This window comes from Paracoccus sp. NBH48 (assembly GCF_015390265.1).
GTDB classification, from domain to species: domain Bacteria; phylum Pseudomonadota; class Alphaproteobacteria; order Rhodobacterales; family Rhodobacteraceae; genus Paracoccus; species Paracoccus marcusii.
This window is the reverse complement of sequence record NZ_VUOJ01000001.1, coordinates 688580-707228: the sequence shown is the minus strand read 5'-3', so window position 1 is coordinate 707228 and position 18649 is coordinate 688580. Positions and strand designations below refer to the sequence as shown.

The 18649-nt window shown below is 67.5% G+C and carries 11 protein-coding genes and 3 pseudogenes; 8 read left to right on the top strand and 6 right to left on the bottom strand.

From position 1 onward, the window contains the following. Positions 1–481: TRAP transporter small permease subunit (locus F1642_RS03470; RefSeq protein WP_194885446.1), on the top strand; the 481-nt coding region annotated here is incomplete at its 5' end. Then, a complete protein-coding gene (locus F1642_RS03465; protein ID WP_194885445.1) occupies positions 478–2382 on the top strand; it encodes a TRAP transporter large permease subunit in 1905 nt (634 codons plus the stop codon). The genes F1642_RS03470 and F1642_RS03465, both read left to right, overlap by 4 nt. 93 nt (positions 2383–2475) lie before the next feature. On the opposite strand, the gene F1642_RS03460 is transcribed toward F1642_RS03465, so the two are convergent. After that, the gene (locus tag F1642_RS03460; RefSeq protein ID WP_139598623.1) at positions 2476–3594 is read right to left on the bottom strand and encodes a TRAP transporter substrate-binding protein; all 1119 of its coding nucleotides are present in this window, start codon (positions 3592–3594) and stop codon (positions 2476–2478) included. A 239-nt stretch (positions 3595–3833) separates the two neighbouring features. Between F1642_RS03460 and F1642_RS03455 the strand changes: the two genes are divergently transcribed. After that, positions 3834–5249 (top strand): PLP-dependent aminotransferase family protein, encoded by a 1416-nt coding sequence (locus tag F1642_RS03455; protein ID WP_194885444.1) that lies wholly within the window; start codon positions 3834–3836, stop codon positions 5247–5249. A gap of 4 nt (positions 5250–5253) precedes the next feature. Here the strand turns inward: F1642_RS03455 and eno are convergent. The 3 genes and pseudogenes from eno to F1642_RS03440 all read right to left on the bottom strand — a co-directional run bounded on the left by eno (position 5254) and on the right by F1642_RS03440 (position 8742). Then, positions 5254–6531, bottom strand: a pseudogene (gene eno / locus F1642_RS03450) (phosphopyruvate hydratase). A gap of 60 nt (positions 6532–6591) precedes the next feature. Then, on the bottom strand, positions 6592–7272 hold the full coding sequence (locus F1642_RS03445) for an endonuclease/exonuclease/phosphatase family protein (RefSeq protein ID WP_045981399.1): 681 nt from the start codon (positions 7270–7272) through the stop codon (positions 6592–6594). A 78-nt stretch (positions 7273–7350) separates the two neighbouring features. Continuing rightward, positions 7351–8742 (bottom strand): annotated as a pseudogene (locus tag F1642_RS03440) (YdiU family protein). Positions 8743–8852: 110 nt separating this feature from the next. Between F1642_RS03440 and obgE the strand changes: the two are divergent. Together obgE and proB are read left to right on the top strand one after the other, a co-directional pair. After that, positions 8853–9887 (top strand): GTPase ObgE, encoded by a 1035-nt coding sequence (gene obgE, locus F1642_RS03435; protein WP_194885443.1) that lies wholly within the window; start codon positions 8853–8855, stop codon positions 9885–9887. Further along, on the top strand, positions 9875–10990 hold the full coding sequence (gene proB / locus F1642_RS03430) for a glutamate 5-kinase (protein WP_194885442.1): 1116 nt from the start codon (positions 9875–9877) through the stop codon (positions 10988–10990). The genes obgE and proB overlap by 13 nt, the downstream gene beginning before the upstream one ends. Before the next feature lie 80 nt (positions 10991–11070). Here proB and F1642_RS03425 read toward each other — a convergent pair. Both F1642_RS03425 and pepN read right to left on the bottom strand, forming a co-directional pair. Then, positions 11071–11953: pseudogene (locus F1642_RS03425) on the bottom strand (1-acyl-sn-glycerol-3-phosphate acyltransferase). Between the two features lie 40 nt (positions 11954–11993). Beyond that, positions 11994–14567 (bottom strand): aminopeptidase N, encoded by a 2574-nt coding sequence (pepN, locus tag F1642_RS03420; protein ID WP_194885441.1) that lies wholly within the window; start codon positions 14565–14567, stop codon positions 11994–11996. Positions 14568–14749: 182 nt separating this feature from the next. Here pepN and F1642_RS03415 point away from each other — a divergent pair, with 182 nt between their 5' ends. The 3 genes from F1642_RS03415 to F1642_RS03405 all read left to right on the top strand — a co-directional run bounded on the left by F1642_RS03415 (position 14750) and on the right by F1642_RS03405 (position 18625). Further along, positions 14750–15400, top strand: coding sequence for a hypothetical protein (locus tag F1642_RS03415; protein WP_194885440.1), 651 nt, complete (start codon positions 14750–14752; stop codon positions 15398–15400). A gap of 195 nt (positions 15401–15595) precedes the next feature. After that, the gene (locus tag F1642_RS03410; RefSeq protein WP_194885439.1) at positions 15596–17170 is read left to right on the top strand and encodes a Re/Si-specific NAD(P)(+) transhydrogenase subunit alpha; all 1575 of its coding nucleotides are present in this window, start codon (positions 15596–15598) and stop codon (positions 17168–17170) included. A 12-nt stretch (positions 17171–17182) separates the two neighbouring features. Next, the gene (locus tag F1642_RS03405; protein WP_045980869.1) at positions 17183–18625 is read left to right on the top strand and encodes an NAD(P)(+) transhydrogenase (Re/Si-specific) subunit beta; all 1443 of its coding nucleotides are present in this window, start codon (positions 17183–17185) and stop codon (positions 18623–18625) included. Positions 18626–18649: the final 24 nt, after the last annotated feature.

Here is an 18649-nt window from a genome sequence, read left to right as displayed (position 1 = left end):
CATGTCGTCGAACGCCTGGCTGGAGGCACAGTGGTACCTGTTCGGCGCGGCCTTCATGCTGGCCTCGGCCTGGACGCTTCTTGAGAACGAACATATCCGCATCGACGTGATCTATGGCCGCTGGTCGCGCCGGGTGCAGCATTGGATCGACCTTCTGGGCACGATCCTGTTCCTGATGCCCTTCACCACGGTCATGCTGTGGCTGACCTGGCCCGCCCTGATGGGTAGTATCCGCACTGGAGAGATCTCGATGAACGCGGGCGGCCTGCCGCTCTGGCCGGCGCGGGGCGTGCTGGTGGTGGGCTTTGGTCTGCTGTTCGCCCAGGGCCTGTCCGAGATCGTGAAAAAGATCGCCGTCATGCGCGGCATCATTCCCGATCCGCACCAGAACACCGGCCCGAACGAGGCCGCCAATCACGAGGCCGGGCTAATGCTGACGGGCCGCACCGACCAGACCGATGAACCGGAGCGCCGCCCGTGATCGACCTTATCGCCCACAACCTTGCCCCCATAATGTTCTTCTCGATGGTGGCGTTCCTGCTGTTCGGCTATCCGATCGCCTTTGCGCTGGCGGCCAACGGGCTGCTGTTCTTCTTCTTCGGGGTGTTCCTGACGCCCCTGTCCGACCAGGTGAACCTGGGCTGGAATTTGCTGGGGGCGCTTGGGGACCGCGTCTTCGGCGTGATGCGCAACGACACGCTGCTGGCCATCCCGTTCTTCACGCTGATGGGGATCGTGCTGGAACGGTCCCGCATGGCCGAGGAGCTGCTAGACACCATCGGCCAGCTGTTCGGCCCGGTCCGTGGGGGCCTTGCCTATGCGGTGATCCTGGTCGGCGCGCTGCTGGCGGCCACGACCGGCGTGGTCGCGGCCTCGGTCATCTCGATGGGCCTGATCTCTCTGCCGATCATGATGCGCTACGGCTATGACAAAAGCCTGTCGACGGGCGTGATCGCGGCGTCGGGGACGCTGGCGCAGATCATTCCGCCGTCGCTGGTGCTGATCGTGCTGGCCGACCAGCTGGGACGTTCCGTGGGCGACATGTACAAGGCGGCGATGGTCCCGGCGCTGGCGTTGGTCGGCGTCTACATCGTCTATGTCCTGATCCTGTCGATCCTGCGCCCCAAGGCCATGCCCGCCCTGCCGCTGGAGGCGCGCAGCCTGGGCGGCGGCGGCTGGTCGCTGGCCGTGGTGATTGTGCTGGCCGTCGCGATCTTCCAGCTGGCCAGCCGCTGGATGGACGCCAACGGCGTCACGAACGCACCCATCTGGGCGGCGACCCTGGCGGTCGTGGTCCTGCTGATCCTGGCGGTCGCCGACCGCGCGACGGGTGGACGCTGGCTGTCGCCGATGACGCGGCAGGTCATCATCGTGATGATCCCGCCCCTGGCGCTGGTCTTCCTGGTGCTGGGCACGATCTTCCTGGGCATCGCCACGCCCACCGAAGGCGGCGCGATGGGCGCGATGGGCGCGCTGATCCTCTCGGCGATCAAGCGTCGCCTCAGCTTCGACGTGCTGAACCAGGCGCTGCTGTCGACGGTCAAGCTGTCGGCCTTCGTGATGTTCATCCTGTTGGGCGCGACCGTCTTCTCGCTGACCTACTATTCGGTCAACGGCCATATCTGGGTGCGCGACCTGCTGACCGCACTGCCCGGCGGGGTCACGGGCTTCCTGATCGTGTCCTGCATCATCATCTTCATCCTTGGCTTCTTCCTGGACTTCTTCGAACTGGCCTTCGTCATCGTGCCGCTGCTGATCCCGGCGGCGAATGCGCTCGGCGTCGATCTGGTCTGGTTCGGGGTGATCCTGGCGGTGACGATGCAGACATCGTTCCTGACGCCGCCCGTGGGCTTTGCGCTGTTCTATCTGCGCTCGGTCGCGCCGCGGAAATCCTATCGGGACAAGATCACCGGTCTGATGATGGACCCGATCACCACCCTGAACATCTATCGCGGCGCGGTTCCCTTCGTGGGGCTTCAGGTCCTGATGATTGCGGCGGTGATCGCGTTCCCGGGGATGGTCATGCACTACAAGGGACCGGTCGTGGACACGTCGAACATGCGGATCGAGATCCCCATGGGCGGCGGCCATGGTGGGGGGCTTGGCGGCGGTCTCGGTGGTGGCCTCGGTGGTGGGCTGGGCGGTGGCGGCGCGGCCCCGCAGGGCGGCAGCGGCGGGTTCGGCACGCTTGGCGGATTGGGCGGATCGCCTTTCGGCCAGCAGCAGCCGGCTCCGGCGACGCCGACCCCGGACGCAACCGCCCCGGACGCACCCGCACCGGCCAACCCTGCGCCGGAAGCCGCGACCCCCGAGGCGGCGGCACCCTCCGGCGGGATGGGCCTGGGCTTCGGCGGGCCTCCTCCGGGCCTGTCGGGGAACTGACGGGCGGGCCCGTCACCGCGGGCCCGATGCACCAAAGAAAAACCCCCGCGCAGCACCTGCGCGGGGGTTTCGCATTCCGGTCGGGTCGACCGATCAGCCGCCGACGGCCAGGGTGCCGTTGCGCTGCTGGATCATCATGAAGGTGTCGAACGTGTACTCCGCAGTCTGCTGGTACAGGTACCAGTCGTCGCGGAACTGCAGCATCGCCTCGTACTGCGTCTTGAAGGACTCGTTCTCGGCCGAGACCTCGGCATAGACCTCGTTCGCGGCGGCGAAGGATGCGGCCAGCACCTCCTCGCTGAACGAGCGTAGCTGAGCGCCCGAACCGACCAGCTCCTTGAGCGCGGTCGGGTTCTTCATGTCGTATTTCGCCAGCATGTTCTGGTCGGTAGCCTGCGCGCAGGTCCGGAACAGCGACTTGTAGTTCTCCGGCAGTTCGTCCCACTTGCCCTTGTTCACGAAGAAGCTGACCGTCGGGCCGCCCTCCCAGAAACCGGGATAGTAGTAATAGGGCGCGACCTTCTGGAAGCCCAGCTTGCTGTCGTCATAGGGGCCGACCCATTCGGCCGCGTCGATCGTCCCGCGCTCCAGCGAGGGATAGATGTCGCCGCCGGCGATCTGCTGCGGCACCACGCCCAGCTTCTCGACGACCCGGCCCGCCAGGCCGGAAATGCGCATCTTCAGGCCCTGCATGTCGGCCAGAGAGTTGATTTCCTTACGATACCAGCCGCCCATCTGCACGCCGGTGTTGCCGCCCGGATAGCTGACCAGATTGTACTTTTCCAGGAAGGTGTTGTAGTTCTCGATGCCGCCGCCCTGATAGTTGTAGGCGTTCTTGGCGCGGGCCGAGAAGGTGAACGGCAGGTCGGCACCGCAGGCGAAGGCCGGGTCCTTGCCCCAGTTGTAGTAGCCCACCGAATGCGAACATTCGACGGTGCCGTCGGTGGTCGCGTTGATGGCGTCCAGGCCCGGCACGATCTCTCCGGCCGAGAACACCTGGATCTGGAAGCGGCCGTCGGTCGCCTCGGACAGGCGCTGAGAGATTTCCTCGGCGCCGCCATAGATGGTGTCCAGCGACTTGGGAAAGCTGGAGGCCAGGCGCCAGTTGATCTGCGGTGCCTCTTGCGCGATGGCGGGCGCGGCCAGCACGCTGCCTGCTGCCGCCGCAGCACCGCCGATGGACGCCCGCGCGATGAAGGACCGCCGGTCCAACGCTTTGGAATCTTTCATTCTGTCTCCTCCGCTTGGGTCGGTGGGCCCCCTCGGCCCGCAACTTCCCACCCTGCATGGCCGACAGTTTAGCCCCGCTTTCAGGCCTGTCGAGTGTTCTGAGACCGATCCCCCAAAGTTATTTCGCGCCGCCGGCCCTGATGCGGTCGCGCAACCGCACGCAGGCGATTGTGCCCGCAAAAACGGCGCATTATCAGGGATGTCGCGGCAAGGAGGCTCAGATGCGCATCGAGGATTGGCAGCCCGACCTGACCGGCCAGCCCGGACCCAAGTTCCGGGCCTTGGCCAACGCCCTGCGCGAGGCCGCGCGGTCGGGCCAGTTGGCGCCCGGCACGCGCCTGCCGCCGATGCGCGACCTGGCCTGGCGGCTGAAGGTCACGACCGGGACCGTCGCCCGGGCCTATCAGGTGGCCGCCGCCGAAGGCGTCGTGGAAAGCCATGTGGGACGCGGCAGCTTCATCGCCGCGGCGCGCCCCCGTCGCCCGGTGCCGCAGCCGCTGCTGTACGAAAGCCTGGACCACCCCGCATCCCCGCAGGGCCCGGCCGACCTGCGCATCCCGCAGCTGCCCGATTGCGGTCAGGCGCGCGTCCTGGCCACGCATCTGGCGGCGATGGCGGCGGACATGGACGCGTCGGTCCTGGATTACACCCCGCTCAGCCGCGACCAGGATTGCCGGGGCGCGGCGCTGGACTGGATGTCCGTCCGACCCCTGGGGACGGTGGCCGACCACGACATGGTCCTGACGCACGGCGGTCAGCACGCGATCACGCTGGTCATGGCGCTGTGCCTGGCGGATCAGCCCGCGCAGGTCATGGTCGAGGCGCTGACCTATCCCGGCATCACCCACGCGGCGCGTTTGATGCGCGCCCAGACACAGGCGGTGGCGCTGGACGATCAGGGCATGATCCCCGAGGATCTGGACCGCGTCGCCCGCGCCACGGGGGCGCGGCTTGGTGTGCCTGACGCCCTCGGCGCAGAACCCGACGCTGGCGTCGATGGGGCCGCCCGGCGCGACCGCATCGTCGAGGTGGCCCGCCGTCACGACCTGCAGATCATCGAGGACGAATGCTATGCGCCCAGCCCGCGTCCCGATGCGCCCCCCAGCCTGCGCGCGCTGGCGCCCGAGCGGGTCTGGCATGTCAGCAGCCTGTCGAAGATCATCGCCGCGGGCCTGCGCTTCGGCGTGCTGATCTGTCCCGAGGGGATGGGCCAGGCGGGGCGCGTGGCCGCGCAGCACAGCCATATGGGCCTGTCACAGCCGATCACCGGGCTTGTGACGCGGCTGCTGCGGTCCGGCGATGGCGATCGGATCGCCCGCGAGGTTCAGGCGCAGGTGGCGGATCGGCTGGCCTTGGCGCAGGAGGCGTTGGCGGGTCTGGATGCGCGGGGTCAGGCCGGCGTGCCGATGGTCTGGCTGCCGCTGCCCGCGCCGTGGACGGCCGCCGATTTCGCGTCGCGCGCGGCGGCGGCGGGGGTGATCGTGCGCCCGTCGTCGGATTTCTGCGGACCGGGACAGGCGCCGGTGCAGGGAGTGCGCATCGCGCTGAACTGTCGGATGCCGCGCGACAGGCTGGCCGCCGCGCTGCATACCCTGGGCCAGATGGCAAGGTCCGGCCCCGAGGCGGGGCCGGACTGAGGCCTCAGCGCAGGATGCTGCGGCCGGCGTATTCGGCGGTGGCGCCCAGCATTTCCTCGATGCGGATCAGCTGGTTGTACTTGGCCAACCGGTCGGAACGGGCCAGCGAACCGGTCTTGATCTGACCACAGTTGGTGGCGACGGCCAGGTCGGCGATGGTCGCGTCCTCGGTCTCGCCCGAACGATGCGACATGACGCTGGTATAGCCCGCGCGGTCGGCCATGCGCACGGCGTCCAGCGTTTCCGACAGCGTGCCGATCTGGTTGACCTTGACCAGCAGGCTGTTGCCGCAGCCGCGCTCGATCCCCTGGGCCAGGCGCACGGGGTTGGTCACGAACAGATCGTCGCCGACCAGCTGCACGCGATCGCCTAGACGGTCGGTCAGCTGCTTCCAGCCGTCCCAGTCATCCTCGGCGCAGCCATCCTCGATCGACAGGATCGGATAGGCGTCGCACAGGGCGGCCAGGTAATCGACGTTCTCGCCGGGGGTCAGGGACTTGCCCTCGCCCTTCATCTCGTAGTTGCCGCCCTTGAAGTATTCGGTGGAGGCGCAGTCCAACGCCAGCATGATGTCGTCGCCGGGACGATAGCCGGCCTTCTCGATGGCCTTCAGGATGAAATCCAGGGCGTCGCGGGTGGACGACAGGTTCGGGGCAAAGCCGCCCTCGTCGCCGATGCCCGTGGACAGGCCCGCCGCCGACAGCTCCTTTTTCAGCGTGTGGAAGATCTCCGAGCCCATGCGTACGGCTTCGCGGATGTTCTCCGCGGCGACGGGCATGATCATGAATTCCTGGATGTCGATAGGGTTGTCCGCATGTTCGCCGCCATTGATGATGTTCATCATCGGGGACCGGCAGGATGCGCGCGCTGGTACCGCCGACATAGCGGTAGAGCGGCTGGTTGGTCGCATCCGCCGCGGCCTTGGCCACCGCCATCGACACGCCTAGGATCGCGTTGGCGCCCAGGCGCCCCTTGTTGGGCGTACCGTCCAGCTCGCCACATCATCATGTCGATGGCGCGCTGTTCGGTCGAATCCTCGCCCACCAGGTTCTCGGCGATCTCGCCGTTGACGGCGGCCACCGCCTCCAGCACGCCCTTGCCCATATAGCGGGACTTGTCGCCGTCGCGCTTTTCGACCGCCTCGTGCGCGCCGGTCGACGCGCCGGAGGGAACGGCCCGCGCGGCCCATGGTGCCGTCTTCCAGGGTCACGTCGACCTCGACGGTCGGGTTGCCGCGGCTGTCCAGGATTTCACGGGCGAAGATGTCGATGATGGCGGTCATAAGCGCACTCCGGTTGATGCTTGGCGCCTTGTTAGCGCCGCAAGCCCGGTTTCGCAATCTTCACGGAAAGCGGATGCGCGCCCAGATCGGCAGGTGGTCGGACGCGTCGCGCGCGCCCGCCTCGTTGAAGACGCCGGTTTCCAGGACGTGCAGGTTCGTGGACAGGGCCATCCGGTCCAGCCGCAGCCGGGGCAGGGGTGCGGGCCAGGACGGTCCCGGCGCCACGACCCTGAACCCGGCCAGCGATTCAAGGCCCCGGTCGTCGCGCCATTCGTTGAAATCGCCCATCATCACGATGTGGTCGTCCGCGATCCGAGAGGCCTGCGCGGTGATCCGGGCCAGCTGCGCGCGCCGCGACGATCGCGCCAGCCCCAGATGGGCGCCGATCAGTGTCAGGCCCGGCAGGCGCAGGGCCACCGCGCCGCGCGGCTCCAGACCCGGCAGGGGCAAGCGGCGCAGCACCGCCTGTTCGGCCAGATGCGGACGCATCAGGATCGTCTGGCCATGCCAGCCCAGGCTGCTTTCGGTCGTGCCGTAGATGTCGGCAGGCACCAGCCCCGTTTCCGACTGGATCAGGTTGCGCGGCAGGGCCTCGGGGCGGGCGCCAAGGCGAAAATCAACCTCCTGCAGGGCGATGATGTCCGGGTCCAGCGACCGGATCACCGCCAGATTGCGCAGCGGCGCATGCGGGCCGGTCATCCCACGGCACTTGTGCAGGTTGTAGCTTGCGATCTTCAGCATCAATCCGTCCGAACTGGCGTTGCGGGTGATCTTGGCGGGGTCTGCGTCACGCACAAGGGGCAGGCGCGCACAACCCCGTCAGGTGCCGCAGAACGTCTGGCGAACCGCCTGCGCAGGCGTCGGTGCCTGCGCCAGATCTGCCCAATCGGTGCGCAGGTCGCGCGGATGGGTGATCGCGTCGAACAGTCGTTCGAAAGGCGCCATGTCGCCCGCCACGGCGGATGCGATCGCCTGTTCGACCCGGTGGTTGCGCGGAATGCGCCGCGGGTTGGCCCGGACCATCGCGGTCGTGTCGGGCGACAGCGCCTGCCAGTCGCGGGGCCCAGGTGTCGAAGGGCGCGAGATCTGCGAATTCGTCGCGCGCGGTCCCGTCCGACAGGCCCCGCGAAGACACGGGTGAAATCCGCCCGCTGTTCGGCCATCATCTGCAGCAGGCTCTCGATCAGCGACTGGTTCGCGGCGCCGTCGATGCCCAGCTTGTCGCCGAACCGGCGCAGCCACGCGGCCTGATACAGCGGTGCAAAGCGATGGACGGCGGTGGTGGCGGCCTCGACCGCGGCCTCCTCCTCTCCCATCAGGGGGATCAGGCAGGTCGCGAACTGGGCCAGGTTCCAGACCGCGATCTGGGGCTGATTCGCCCAGGCATAGCGCCCTTGGCGGTCGATCGAGGAAAAGACCGTGTCGGGGTGATAGACGTCCATGAAGGCACAGGGCCCGTAATCGATCGTCTCGCCCGAGATCGCCATGTTGTCGGTGTTCATCACCCCGTGGATGAAGCCCAGCGCCATCCATTGCGCGATCGTTTCGGCCTGCGCGGCAACCACCCGGTCCAGCAGGGCCAGGGGGCCGTCCGCGTCGGGATAGTGGCGCGCGATCACGTGGGTCGGTCAGGGCCGCCAGTGCATCCTTGCGGTCGCGCACGGCAAAGTACTGGAACGTGCCGACGCGGATGTGGCTGGCGGCGACGCGGGTCAGGACGGCGCCGGGCAGGCCGCCCTGTTCGCGCCACACTTGATCGCCGGTGGCGACGGCGGCCAGCGCGCGGGTCGTCGGCACGTCCATCGCCGCCATGAATTCGCTGACCAGGTATTCGCGCAGCACCGGCCCCATCCAGGCCCGCCCGTCGCCGCGACGAGAGAAGGGCGTCGGTCCCGATCCCTTCAGCTGGATGTCAAACCGCGCCCCGTCGGGGGCCACGATCTCTCCCAGAAGGACGGCGCGCCCGTCGCCCAGCTGCGGCACGAAGCCGCCGAACTGGTGCCCGGCATAGGCCTGGGCCAGCGGCGCCGCACCCTGCGGGACGGCATTGCCCGACAGCATCTCGACCGTCAGCGCGTCGCGGTCCAGCCCCAGCCGATCCGCCAACGGTCCGTTCAGCGCAAGCAGGCTGGGGGCGGTCACGGGGGTGGGGTCCACGCGGGCAAAGAACCCTTGCGGCATCCGGGCATAGCTGTTGTCGAAACGGATCATCGCGGTCTCCTTTGACCATTACATAGGCGCGCATCCCGGCATTGCCAGCCCGGAACCCTTGCGCCACAGGCGTCAAGGGCGTATCGGCATCCGGCAAAAGGAGCTGTCCCATGAAATTTCTCGACCTCGCCAAAGTCTATATCCGCTCGGGCGGGGGTGGCGCGGGCTGCGTGTCGTTCCGCCGCGAGAAGTTCATCGAATACGGCGGTCCCGATGGTGGTGACGGCGGCCGCGGCGGCGATGTCTGGGCTGAGGCGGTCGATGGGCTGAACACCCTGATCGACTTCCGCTATCAGCAGCATTTCTTTGCCAAGTCCGGCCAGCACGGCATGGGCAGCCAGATGACCGGCAAGTCCGCCGACGACGTCGTGCTGCGGGTGCCCGTCGGCACCGAGATCCTGGACGAGGACGAGGAGACCGTGATCGCGGACATGACCGAGGTCGGACAGCGCGTGCTGTTGGCCAAGGGCGGCAACGGGGGCTGGGGGAACCTGCATTTCAAGTCCTCGACCAACCGCAGCCCGCGCACTGCCAATCCTGGGCTGGAGGGGGTCGAGCGGACCATCTGGCTGCGGCTGAAGCTGATCGCGGATGCGGGCCTTGTGGGCCTGCCCAATGCCGGCAAGTCAACCTTCCTGGCCGCCGTGTCGAACGCGCGTCCCAAGATCGCCGACTACCCCTTCACCACGCTGCACCCCAACCTTGGCGTCGTCGGCGTGGACGGGCGCGAATTCGTGATGGCCGACATTCCGGGTCTGATCGAGGGCGCGAGCGAGGGCCGGGGCCTGGGCGATCAGTTCCTGGGCCATGTCGAACGGTCGAACGTGCTGCTGCATCTGGTGGACGGCACATCCGAGACCGTGGCCGAGGATGCGCGCACCATCCTGACCGAGCTGGAGGCCTATTCGCCGGTTCTGATGCAGAAGCCCCGCGTGACCGCGCTGAACAAGATCGATGCGCTGGAGGAGGAGGAGATCGCCGAGCGCCGCGCCGCGCTGGAGGCGGAGCTGGGCCATCCGGTCATGCTGATGTCGGGCGTGGCCCGGACCGGCGTGACCGACGTGCTGCGCGCGCTGTGGACCCAGATCGAGCCCTCGCGCGCCCCCGCCGCCCCCGAAACGCCCGAGGGGACATGGCAGCCGTGAGCATGCCGCAGCTTGGCGGGGCCCGCAGGCTGGTCGTCAAGATCGGCTCGGCGCTGCTGGTCGGCCCCGAGGGCCTACGCGGCGACTGGCTGCGCGGGCTGTGCGACGATGTGGCGGCATGGCGGGCGCAAGGCTGCGACGTCGTGCTGGTCAGTTCAGGGTCGATCGCGCTAGGGCGGCGGGTGCTGGGCCTGCCTTCCGGCGCGCTGCCGCTGGAACAGGCTCAGGCCGCGGCGGCCGTGGGCCAGATCCGCCTGGCCCGCGCCTATGAGGAGGCTCTGGCACCCCACGGCGTCATCACTGCACAGGTTCTGCTGACGCTGGAAGACAGTGCCGACCGTCGCCGCTATCTGAACAGCCGCGCGACGATGCAGACCCTGCTGGGCCTGGGCGTCGTGCCCATCGTGAACGAGAACGACACCGTCGCCACCGACGAGATCCGCTTTGGCGACAACGATCGCCTGGCCGCGCAGATCGCCGTGACCTGCGGCGCGGACCAACTGCTTCTGCTGTCGGATGTCGACGGGCTCTATACGGCAAACCCCAAGACCGATCCGACGGCCCGCCATCTGCCGGTGATCGAGACGATCACCCCCGAGATCGAGGCGATGGGCGGCGACCCCGTGTCGGGCCTGTCCAAGGGCGGCATGAAGACCAAGCTGATGGCTGCGCGCACCGCGGTGGCGGGCGGGTGTGCGATGGCGATTGCCGAGGGGTCGGTCCTCCGCCCGCTGTCGGCCGTTGCACAGGGCGCCCGGACTACGTGGTTCCTGCCCGAGGCGGATCCGCAGCTTGCCCGAAAGCGCTGGATCGCCGCGATGAAGCCCAAGGGCACGGTCATCGTGGACGATGGTGCGCGCCTGGCGCTTGGCCGTGGCAAATCGCTGCTGCCTGCGGGCGTGACGCAGGTGCAGGGCGATTTCGGGCGCGGCGATCCGGTGGCGATCACCGACCACGCCGGCCAGCGTCTGGCGACCGGGCTGATCCGCTATACCGCAACCGAAGCGCGGGCCATCGCCGGTCATCACTCGGCACAGATCGAGACGATCCTGGGCTATCCCGGTCGGGCGGCATTGATCCATCGCGATGACATGGTGACGTGACGGACGTCTGACGTCCCGTCGGGCAGAGGCACCGGGCGGGGGGTCCGGGGGGCTGGCCCCCCGGCCGTCGCGGGACGCAATCAGCCGCCTACGGGGCGCCGGGCTCCTGTCAGGCGGGCGACGCCGCGGCTGCGGGTCAGGCGGATCGCGGTGCTGCCCGGCGTGGGCAGCGACAGGACGGCCTGCCGCAACGCCAGGATCGCCTCGTCGCTGCTGCGCGGCAGGTCCGCTGGCATGATCGGTGCGCCGATGGTCACGCGATAGGGTTGGCCGGTCTTATTCAACACCTCGTTGAACAGCGTCACGTCGCGCAGCGTCGGATGGATCTTGTCGAACAGATAGAACAGCGCCGAATTTCGCGCCCGGATGCGCAGCGGGATCACCGGCAGGTCGAACTTGCGGGCGATCATTGCGGCGCTCGCCATCCAGGGACGCTCGTTCAGGGTCAGGCCGGTGCGCTTGGCAAGGCGACCCGACGGAAATATCAGGCCGATCCGGCCCGCCGCAATCGCGTCGCGAGTATAGTCCATCGTCGCGCGGGTCTTGGCATGGCTGCGCTTTTCGACCCGCCATTCGACCGGGGCGATCATGTCGATCATCTGCGGCAAGACGCGGATCATGTCGTGGTTGGCATAGATGAACACGTCGTCGCGCAGCTGCGAGATCACCGCATTCAGGAAGATCCCGTCCGCGATGCCGGTGGGATGGTTGGCCACGATCAGGGCAGGGCCGGTGGCGGGGATATGCTCCAACCCATCGACCTGCAGATCGCGGACGATCAGGTCGCTCATCCGACGGAATATCTCGGCCGGGGGCAGGTCGCGAAACTCGGCGCCCAGATCGACGGTGCGGGGATAGCGCAGAAGATGCATCATCGCCCACCGCGCCACGCGATCGCGGGGACGGCCCGAAAACAGCCAGGGCGCCCGCTCCGCGATCAAGCGGGTCCAGGCGCGCCTGCATCTCGGCGCGGGCCTCCTCATGCTTGCCCATCGCGTCCCCCTCAGCGTCCCGCAGCGATCATGCGCGAGACCATCTCGCGTGTATTGCGGCTCAAACCCGCGAGAGATGCGATCCGTTCCAATGCATTGCGCGCGTGATCGCGGCGCGCGGCGTCATAGCGGGGCCATGTCTCGAACGCGGTGGACATGCGCGCGGCGATCTGGGGGTTGACCGCATCCATGCACATCAGCCAATCCGCCGTGAATGCATAGCCCGACCCGTCGGCCGCGTGAAAGCCCGCATGGTTCGCCGCCAGACCGCCCAGCAGCGCGCGAAAGCGGTTGGGGTTCTTCCAGTCGAAATCGGGGCGCGCGGCCAGCCGTTCCGCGATGGCGACGGCGTCAGACGGGGGCGCGGCCATGACCTGGATGCCGAACCATTTGTCCATGACCAGCCGGTTGTCGGCGAACTCGTCGTGCAGCATCCGCAACGCACTGTCGCCGCGGCCAAGGCGCAGCAGCACGGCAAGTGCGGCCATGCGTTCGGTCATGTTGCCCGCGATGCCGAACAGCACCTCGGCCCGGTCGCCGCCGTCGATCCGCCCCAACAACCCCAGCGCCGCGATGCGCAGCGACCGGCGCGCAGCCGCGTCCGCATCGGGGGAATAGGCGCCCGGCACGGTCATCGTGTCGTACAGTTCTGCCAGCAGATCCTGATGCGCCATGGCAATGCGGCGGGCCAGCCCCGCACGCGCCTGGTGGATCGCATCGGGGTCGGGCGTGGTGCCGGTAGCGGCCAGACGGGTCGCGATCTCCTCCTCGCCGGGCAGGTTCAGGCACAACGCACGGAATGCCGGATCGGCCTCGGCATCGCCGGCCAGCGCGCCGATCGCGGTGATGTAGTCGTCGCCCGCATCCGCTCCGCGCGCCAGCTGGGTCAAGGCGGACAGCGCCAGTTCGCGCCCCGCCTCCCACCGGGCAAAGGGGTCGGTGTCATGGGCCAGCAGGAAGGCCCGCGTCGCATCGTCCATCTGCCGCTGCAGCATCACGGGGGCCGAGAACCCGCGCAGGACCGACGCGACGGGCCGTGCACCCAGACCCTCGAAGCTGAAGCTTTGCCGATCCTCGGTCATCTCCAGGACGCGGGTCGGCGCGACCTCGTCGCCGTTCGGGCCGATCAGGCCGACCGCGATCGGAATGACGCGGGCCAGCTTGTCGGGTTGACCGGGAGTGGGCGGCGTCTGCTGCGTGAAGTCCAGCGTCAGCGTGCCGTCCTGCCAGGTTTCCTGCAGGGTCAGAACAGGGGTCCCGGCGTCGGTGTACCAGCGCTTGAACTGGGCAAGGTCACGGCCGGTGGCATCCTCGAAGACCTTCAGCCAATCCTCGATGGTGGCGGCATCGCCGTCGTGGCGGTCGAAATACAGGTCCAGCGCGCGGGCATAGCCGTCGTCACCGACCAGCCGCTTCAGCATGCCGATGACCTCTGCGCCTTTCTCATAGACCGTCGCGGTATAAAAGTTGTTGATCTCCTCGTACCGGTCGGGACGCGGGGGATGGGCCAGCGGACCCTGATCCTCGCGGAACTGCCGCGCGCGCAAGGTCTGCACATCCTCGATCCGCTTGACCGCGGCCGAGCGCAGGTCGCTGGTGAACTGCTGGTCGCGAAAGACCGTCAGCCCTTCCTTGAGACACAGCTGGAACCAGTCGCGGCAGGTGATGCGGTTGCCGGTCCAGTTGTGGAAATACTCATGCGCGATCACCGCCTCGATCCGCTCATAGTCGCCATCGGTCGCGGTATCCGGAGAGGCCAGCACCAGTTTCGAGTTGAAGATGTTCAACCCCTTGTTTTCCATGGCGCCCATGTTGAAATCGTCGACCGCGACGATGTTGAACACGTCCAGGTCATATTCGCGGCCATAGACGTCCTCGTCCCAGCGCATCGACTTGATCAGGCTCTCCATCGCAAAGCCCGCACGGTCCTGATCGCCGGGACGGACCCAGACGTTAAGATCGACCGCGCGCCCCGACCGGGTGGTAAAGCTGTCGCTGACCGCCACCAGATCGCCCGCCACCAGCGCGAACAGATAGGCAGGCTTGGGCCAGGGATCGTCCCATTCCGCGACGCCGTCCTGGGCGCGCACGGGGTTGCCGTTCGACAGCAGCACCGGCAGGTCGCTGCGCAGCGTGACGCGGAACGTGGTCATCACGTCCGGGCGGTCGGGATAGAAGGTGATGTGGCGAAACCCCTCGGCCTCGCACTGGGTGCAGAAGATGCCGCCCGACAGATACAGCCCCTCGAAGGCGGTATTGTCCTGCGGATCAATGCGCACGTCGGTCGCCAGCGTGAAGGGCACGCGGGGCAGGGCGGAGGCGCGGATGGTCAGCGTCTCGTCGTCGCGAAGGACGTGGGCCGGGTCCACGGTCAGCCCGTCGATGCGCAGCGACTGCAACCGCAGCCCCGCGCCGCCATCCAGCACCAGATCGACCGGCTGGTCCGACGGCTCCAGGTCCAGTTCGGTCAGAACGACCGTGTCGCGGGGGGCCAGGGTCACGTCCAGCCGGGTCTGTGACAGGGTGAACGGCCAGGGACGGTAATCGGCAAGGTGCTGGACAGGCTGCGGTTTCTCGACGGACATGGTCAGCGGCCTTTCGTAAAAATGCGGCCGCAAGCGGAACCCCGGCCTTTAGTCGGTGTTAATCGCCTGAACGCCGGCTCGCAAGGCGTGGCGTCGGGCGTTGGCGGTTGACAGCCGAACGGTCACACGCCACAGCTTCGCGACCTAACCCGGTCAAAATACAGTCTGAATCGGAGACCTGCATGAGCTATGATCCCAACGATCCGAACCGCGTGAAACCCGGCACCACCCCCAAGGAAACCTATGTCGAGCCCGTGGAGCGCAAGTCGTCCGCGCTGCCGCTGATCATCGGTGTCCTGCTGGCGTTGGCGCTGGCCTATTTCGTGCTGCAGCGTTTCATGGCTGATGACACGACCGTCGTCGAAGGTGACACCACCACGGTGACAACCACCGAGGCCGCCCCCGAGACGACCACGGCCCCCGCCGTCGTCGAAGAACCCGAAGTCGATGCCGCGGCGTCCGAGGCCGAAGCCGCTGCCGACAACGCGGCAGCCGAAGCAGAGGCCGCAGCCGAGAGCGCGTCAGAGGCCGCCGATGACGCCGCCGCCGGTGCCGCCGATGCAGCCGACGACGCCGCCAATGCCGCCGGCGCCGCTGCCGACAGCGCGGTCGAAGCCGCAGGCAATGCAGCCGACGCAGCCGGCACCGCGATCGACAACGCCGTTGACGGTGCAGGCGAGGCCGCATCGAACGCAGCGGATGCCGCAGCAGATGCAGCCGACAGCGCGGCTGACGCTGTTGACGACGCCGTCAGCGTCGAAGAGCCCGCGACCACCCCTGCGCCTGCGACCACCGCGCCGGCGACCACCACGACCCCGGCCCCGGCCAACTGATCCGACCGGTCAGGTCACGGAACGGCCCGGATGCATCCGCATCCGGGCCGTTTTCACATGCGCTGAACCGGTTGTTCCCAAGCCGCCACAGTTGTCTTTCCGAGCCGGTCGCGACAGCGCAGCCTTGTGAAACAATATTTCGCGATGCTATGACGTTTGCGACGAAAGATCACCAGACCGGGGGGCATCAGAGCCATGAAGATTGGCGCAACGAGGGAAAGTTTCGAGGGCGAGGCGCGGGTGGCGATCACGCCATCCACCGCCGCGCATCTGGGCAAGCTGGGGCATGACGTGTTCGTGGAAAGCGGCGCGGGCGCGCGCGCGGGTTTCGCTGACGACGACTATCGCGGTGCCGGCGTGACGGTCTGCCAGACCGCGGCGGAGCTGATCGATGCGGTGGACGTGGTGGCCAAGGTGCGCCAGCCGACCACGGCAGAGATCGGCCAGATGAAGCCGGGGCAGACGCTGATCTCGTTCTTCTATCCGGCGCAGAACGCCGAACTGCTGGCGCAGGCCAAGGACCAAGGCATCACCGCGATCGCCATGGACATGGTGCCGCGCATCAGCCGCGCGCAGAAGATGGACGCGCTGTCGTCGATGGCCAACATCGCGGGCTATCGCGCCGTAATCGAGGCGGCGAACAATTTTGGCCGCTTCTTCACCGGACAGGTGACGGCGGCAGGCAAGGTCCCGCCGGCCAAGGTGCTGGTCGTGGGGGCAGGGGTCGCGGGTCTTGCGGCCATCGGCACCTCGGTCAGCCTTGGCGCGCAGGTCCATGCCTTTGACGTGCGCCCCGAAGTGGCCGAACAGATCGAATCGATGGGTGCCGAGTTCGTCTATCTGGACTTCGACGCGCCCGCGCAGGACGGCGCCGCCACGGGCGGCTATGCCGCGCCGTCGAGCCCCGAGTTCCGCGAGAAGCAGCTGGCCCGGTTCCGCGAGCTGGCACCCCAGATGGACATCGTCATCACCACGGCGCTGATCCCCGGCCGCGACGCGCCCAAGCTGTGGACCGCCGACATGGTGGCCATGATGAAGCAGGGCAGCGTCATCATCGATCTGGCGGCTGAAAAGGGCGGCAACTGCGAACTGACCGTGCCGGATGAACGCATCGTCACCGACAACGGCGTGGTCATCGTCGGCTATACCGACTTTCCGTCGCGCATGGGCGCGCAGGCCTCCGAGCTGTACGGCAACAACATCCGCCATTTCGTGGCCGACCTGACGCCCAAGAAGGATGGCGTCATCGTCCACAACATGGAGGACGACGTCATCCGCGGCGCGACGGTCGTGCATGATCATGACGTGACCTGGCCGCCCCCGCCGCCCAAGGTCGCCGCCATCGCGGCGCAGAAGCCCAAGGAGAAGAAGAAGGAGCTGACCCCCGACGAACGCCGCGCCGCCGACGCCGCGGCCTTCAAGGCCGAGACCGCCAGCCAGATCAAGCTTCTGCTGGGCGGTGGCCTGGTCGTGCTGCTGATCGGGCTGATCGCGCCCGCCAGCTTCATGTCGCATTTCATCGTCTTCGTGCTGGCCTGTTTCGTGGGCTTCCGGGTGATCTGGAACGTGGCGCATTCGCTGCACACGCCGCTGATGGCCATCACGAACGCGATCAGTTCGATCATCATCCTGGGCGCGCTGATGCAGATCGGGTCGGGATCGGCCTGGGTCGTGATCCTGGGCGCGCTGGCCGTGCTGATGGCATCGGTCAACATCTTTGGTGGCTTCATGGTCACCCGGCGCATGCTTGCCATGTTCCAGAAGTCGTAAGGGGTCGGGACAATGGAATACGGATTCACCACTGCGGCCTATGTGGTCGCCTCGGTCCTGTTCATCCTGTCGCTTGGCGGGCTGTCGGGACAGGAAAGCGCCAAGCGCGCGATCTGGTACGGCATCGTCGGCATGGGCCTTGCGGTCGTTGCGACGCTGTTCGGGCCGGGCGCGGGCAACTGGCTGCTGTCGCTGATCATGATCGCCATCGGCGGGACGGGCGGCTGGCTGGTCGCCAAGCGCGTGCAGATGACCGAGATGCCCCAGTTGGTCGCGGCGATGCATTCGCTGGTCGGTCTGGCCGCGGTCTTTGTCGGCTTCAACGCCCAGATCGAGCTGTCGCGCGTCCTGCGCCTGCGTGCCGAAGGGTTCGAGGCCGAACTGACCGGTTTTGCGGCCCTGCTGGCCCACAAGACCGCCCCCGAGATCGCCATGCTGAAGATCGAGGTCTTCCTGGGCATCTTTATCGGCGCGGTGACCTTCACCGGGTCGGTCGTGGCCTTCGGCAAGCTGGCGGGCCGTGTCGACGGCAAGCCCAAGAAGCTGCCGGGCGGCCACATGCTGAACGCGGGCGCGCTGGCGCTGTCGCTGCTGATCGGGGTGCTGTATTTCACCGGCGTCGGTCCGGCGGTGTTCTGGCTGATCCTGGTGACGCTGCTGGCGTTCTTCATCGGCTATCACCTGATCATGGGCATCGGCGGCGCGGACATGCCGGTCGTGGTGTCGATGCTGAACAGCTATTCCGGTTGGGCGGCGGCGATGATCGGCTTTACCCTGTCGAACGATCTGCTGATCGTGACGGGCGCGCTGGTCGGATCGTCGGGTGCGATCCTGTCATACATCATGTGCAAGGCGATGAACCGGAACTTCGTCAGCGTGATCCTGGGCGGTTTCGGCGGAGAGACCGGCCCCGCAGCCGAGATCGAGGGCGAACAGATCGCCATCGATGCGGACGGCGTGGCATCCGCGCTGAACGAGGCGGACAGCGTCGTGATCGTGCCGGGCTATGGCATGGCCGTGGCGCAGGCGCAGGGCGCGGTCAGCGAACTGACGCGCAAGCTGCGCGCGGCGGGCAAGACGGTGCGCTTCGCCATCCACCCCGTCGCGGGGCGTCTGCCGGGCCACATGAACGTGCTGCTGGCCGAGGCCAAGGTCCCCTATGACATCGTGCTGGAGATGGACGAGATCAACGAGGATTTCCCCTCGACCGACGTCGTCATCATCATCGGGTCCAATGACATCGTGAACCCCGCGGCCCAAGACGATCCGAACAGCCCCATCGCCGGCATGCCCGTGCTGGAGGTGTGGCGCGCCAAGCAGGTCTTCGTGTCCAAGCGCGGGCAGGGCACCGGCTATAGCGGCATCGAGAACCCGCTGTTCTTCAAGGAGAACACCCGGATGTTCTATGGCGACGCCAAGGACAGCATCAACAAGCTGCTGCCCATGATCGACTGATCCGGCGCAATCGTGCCACGGACG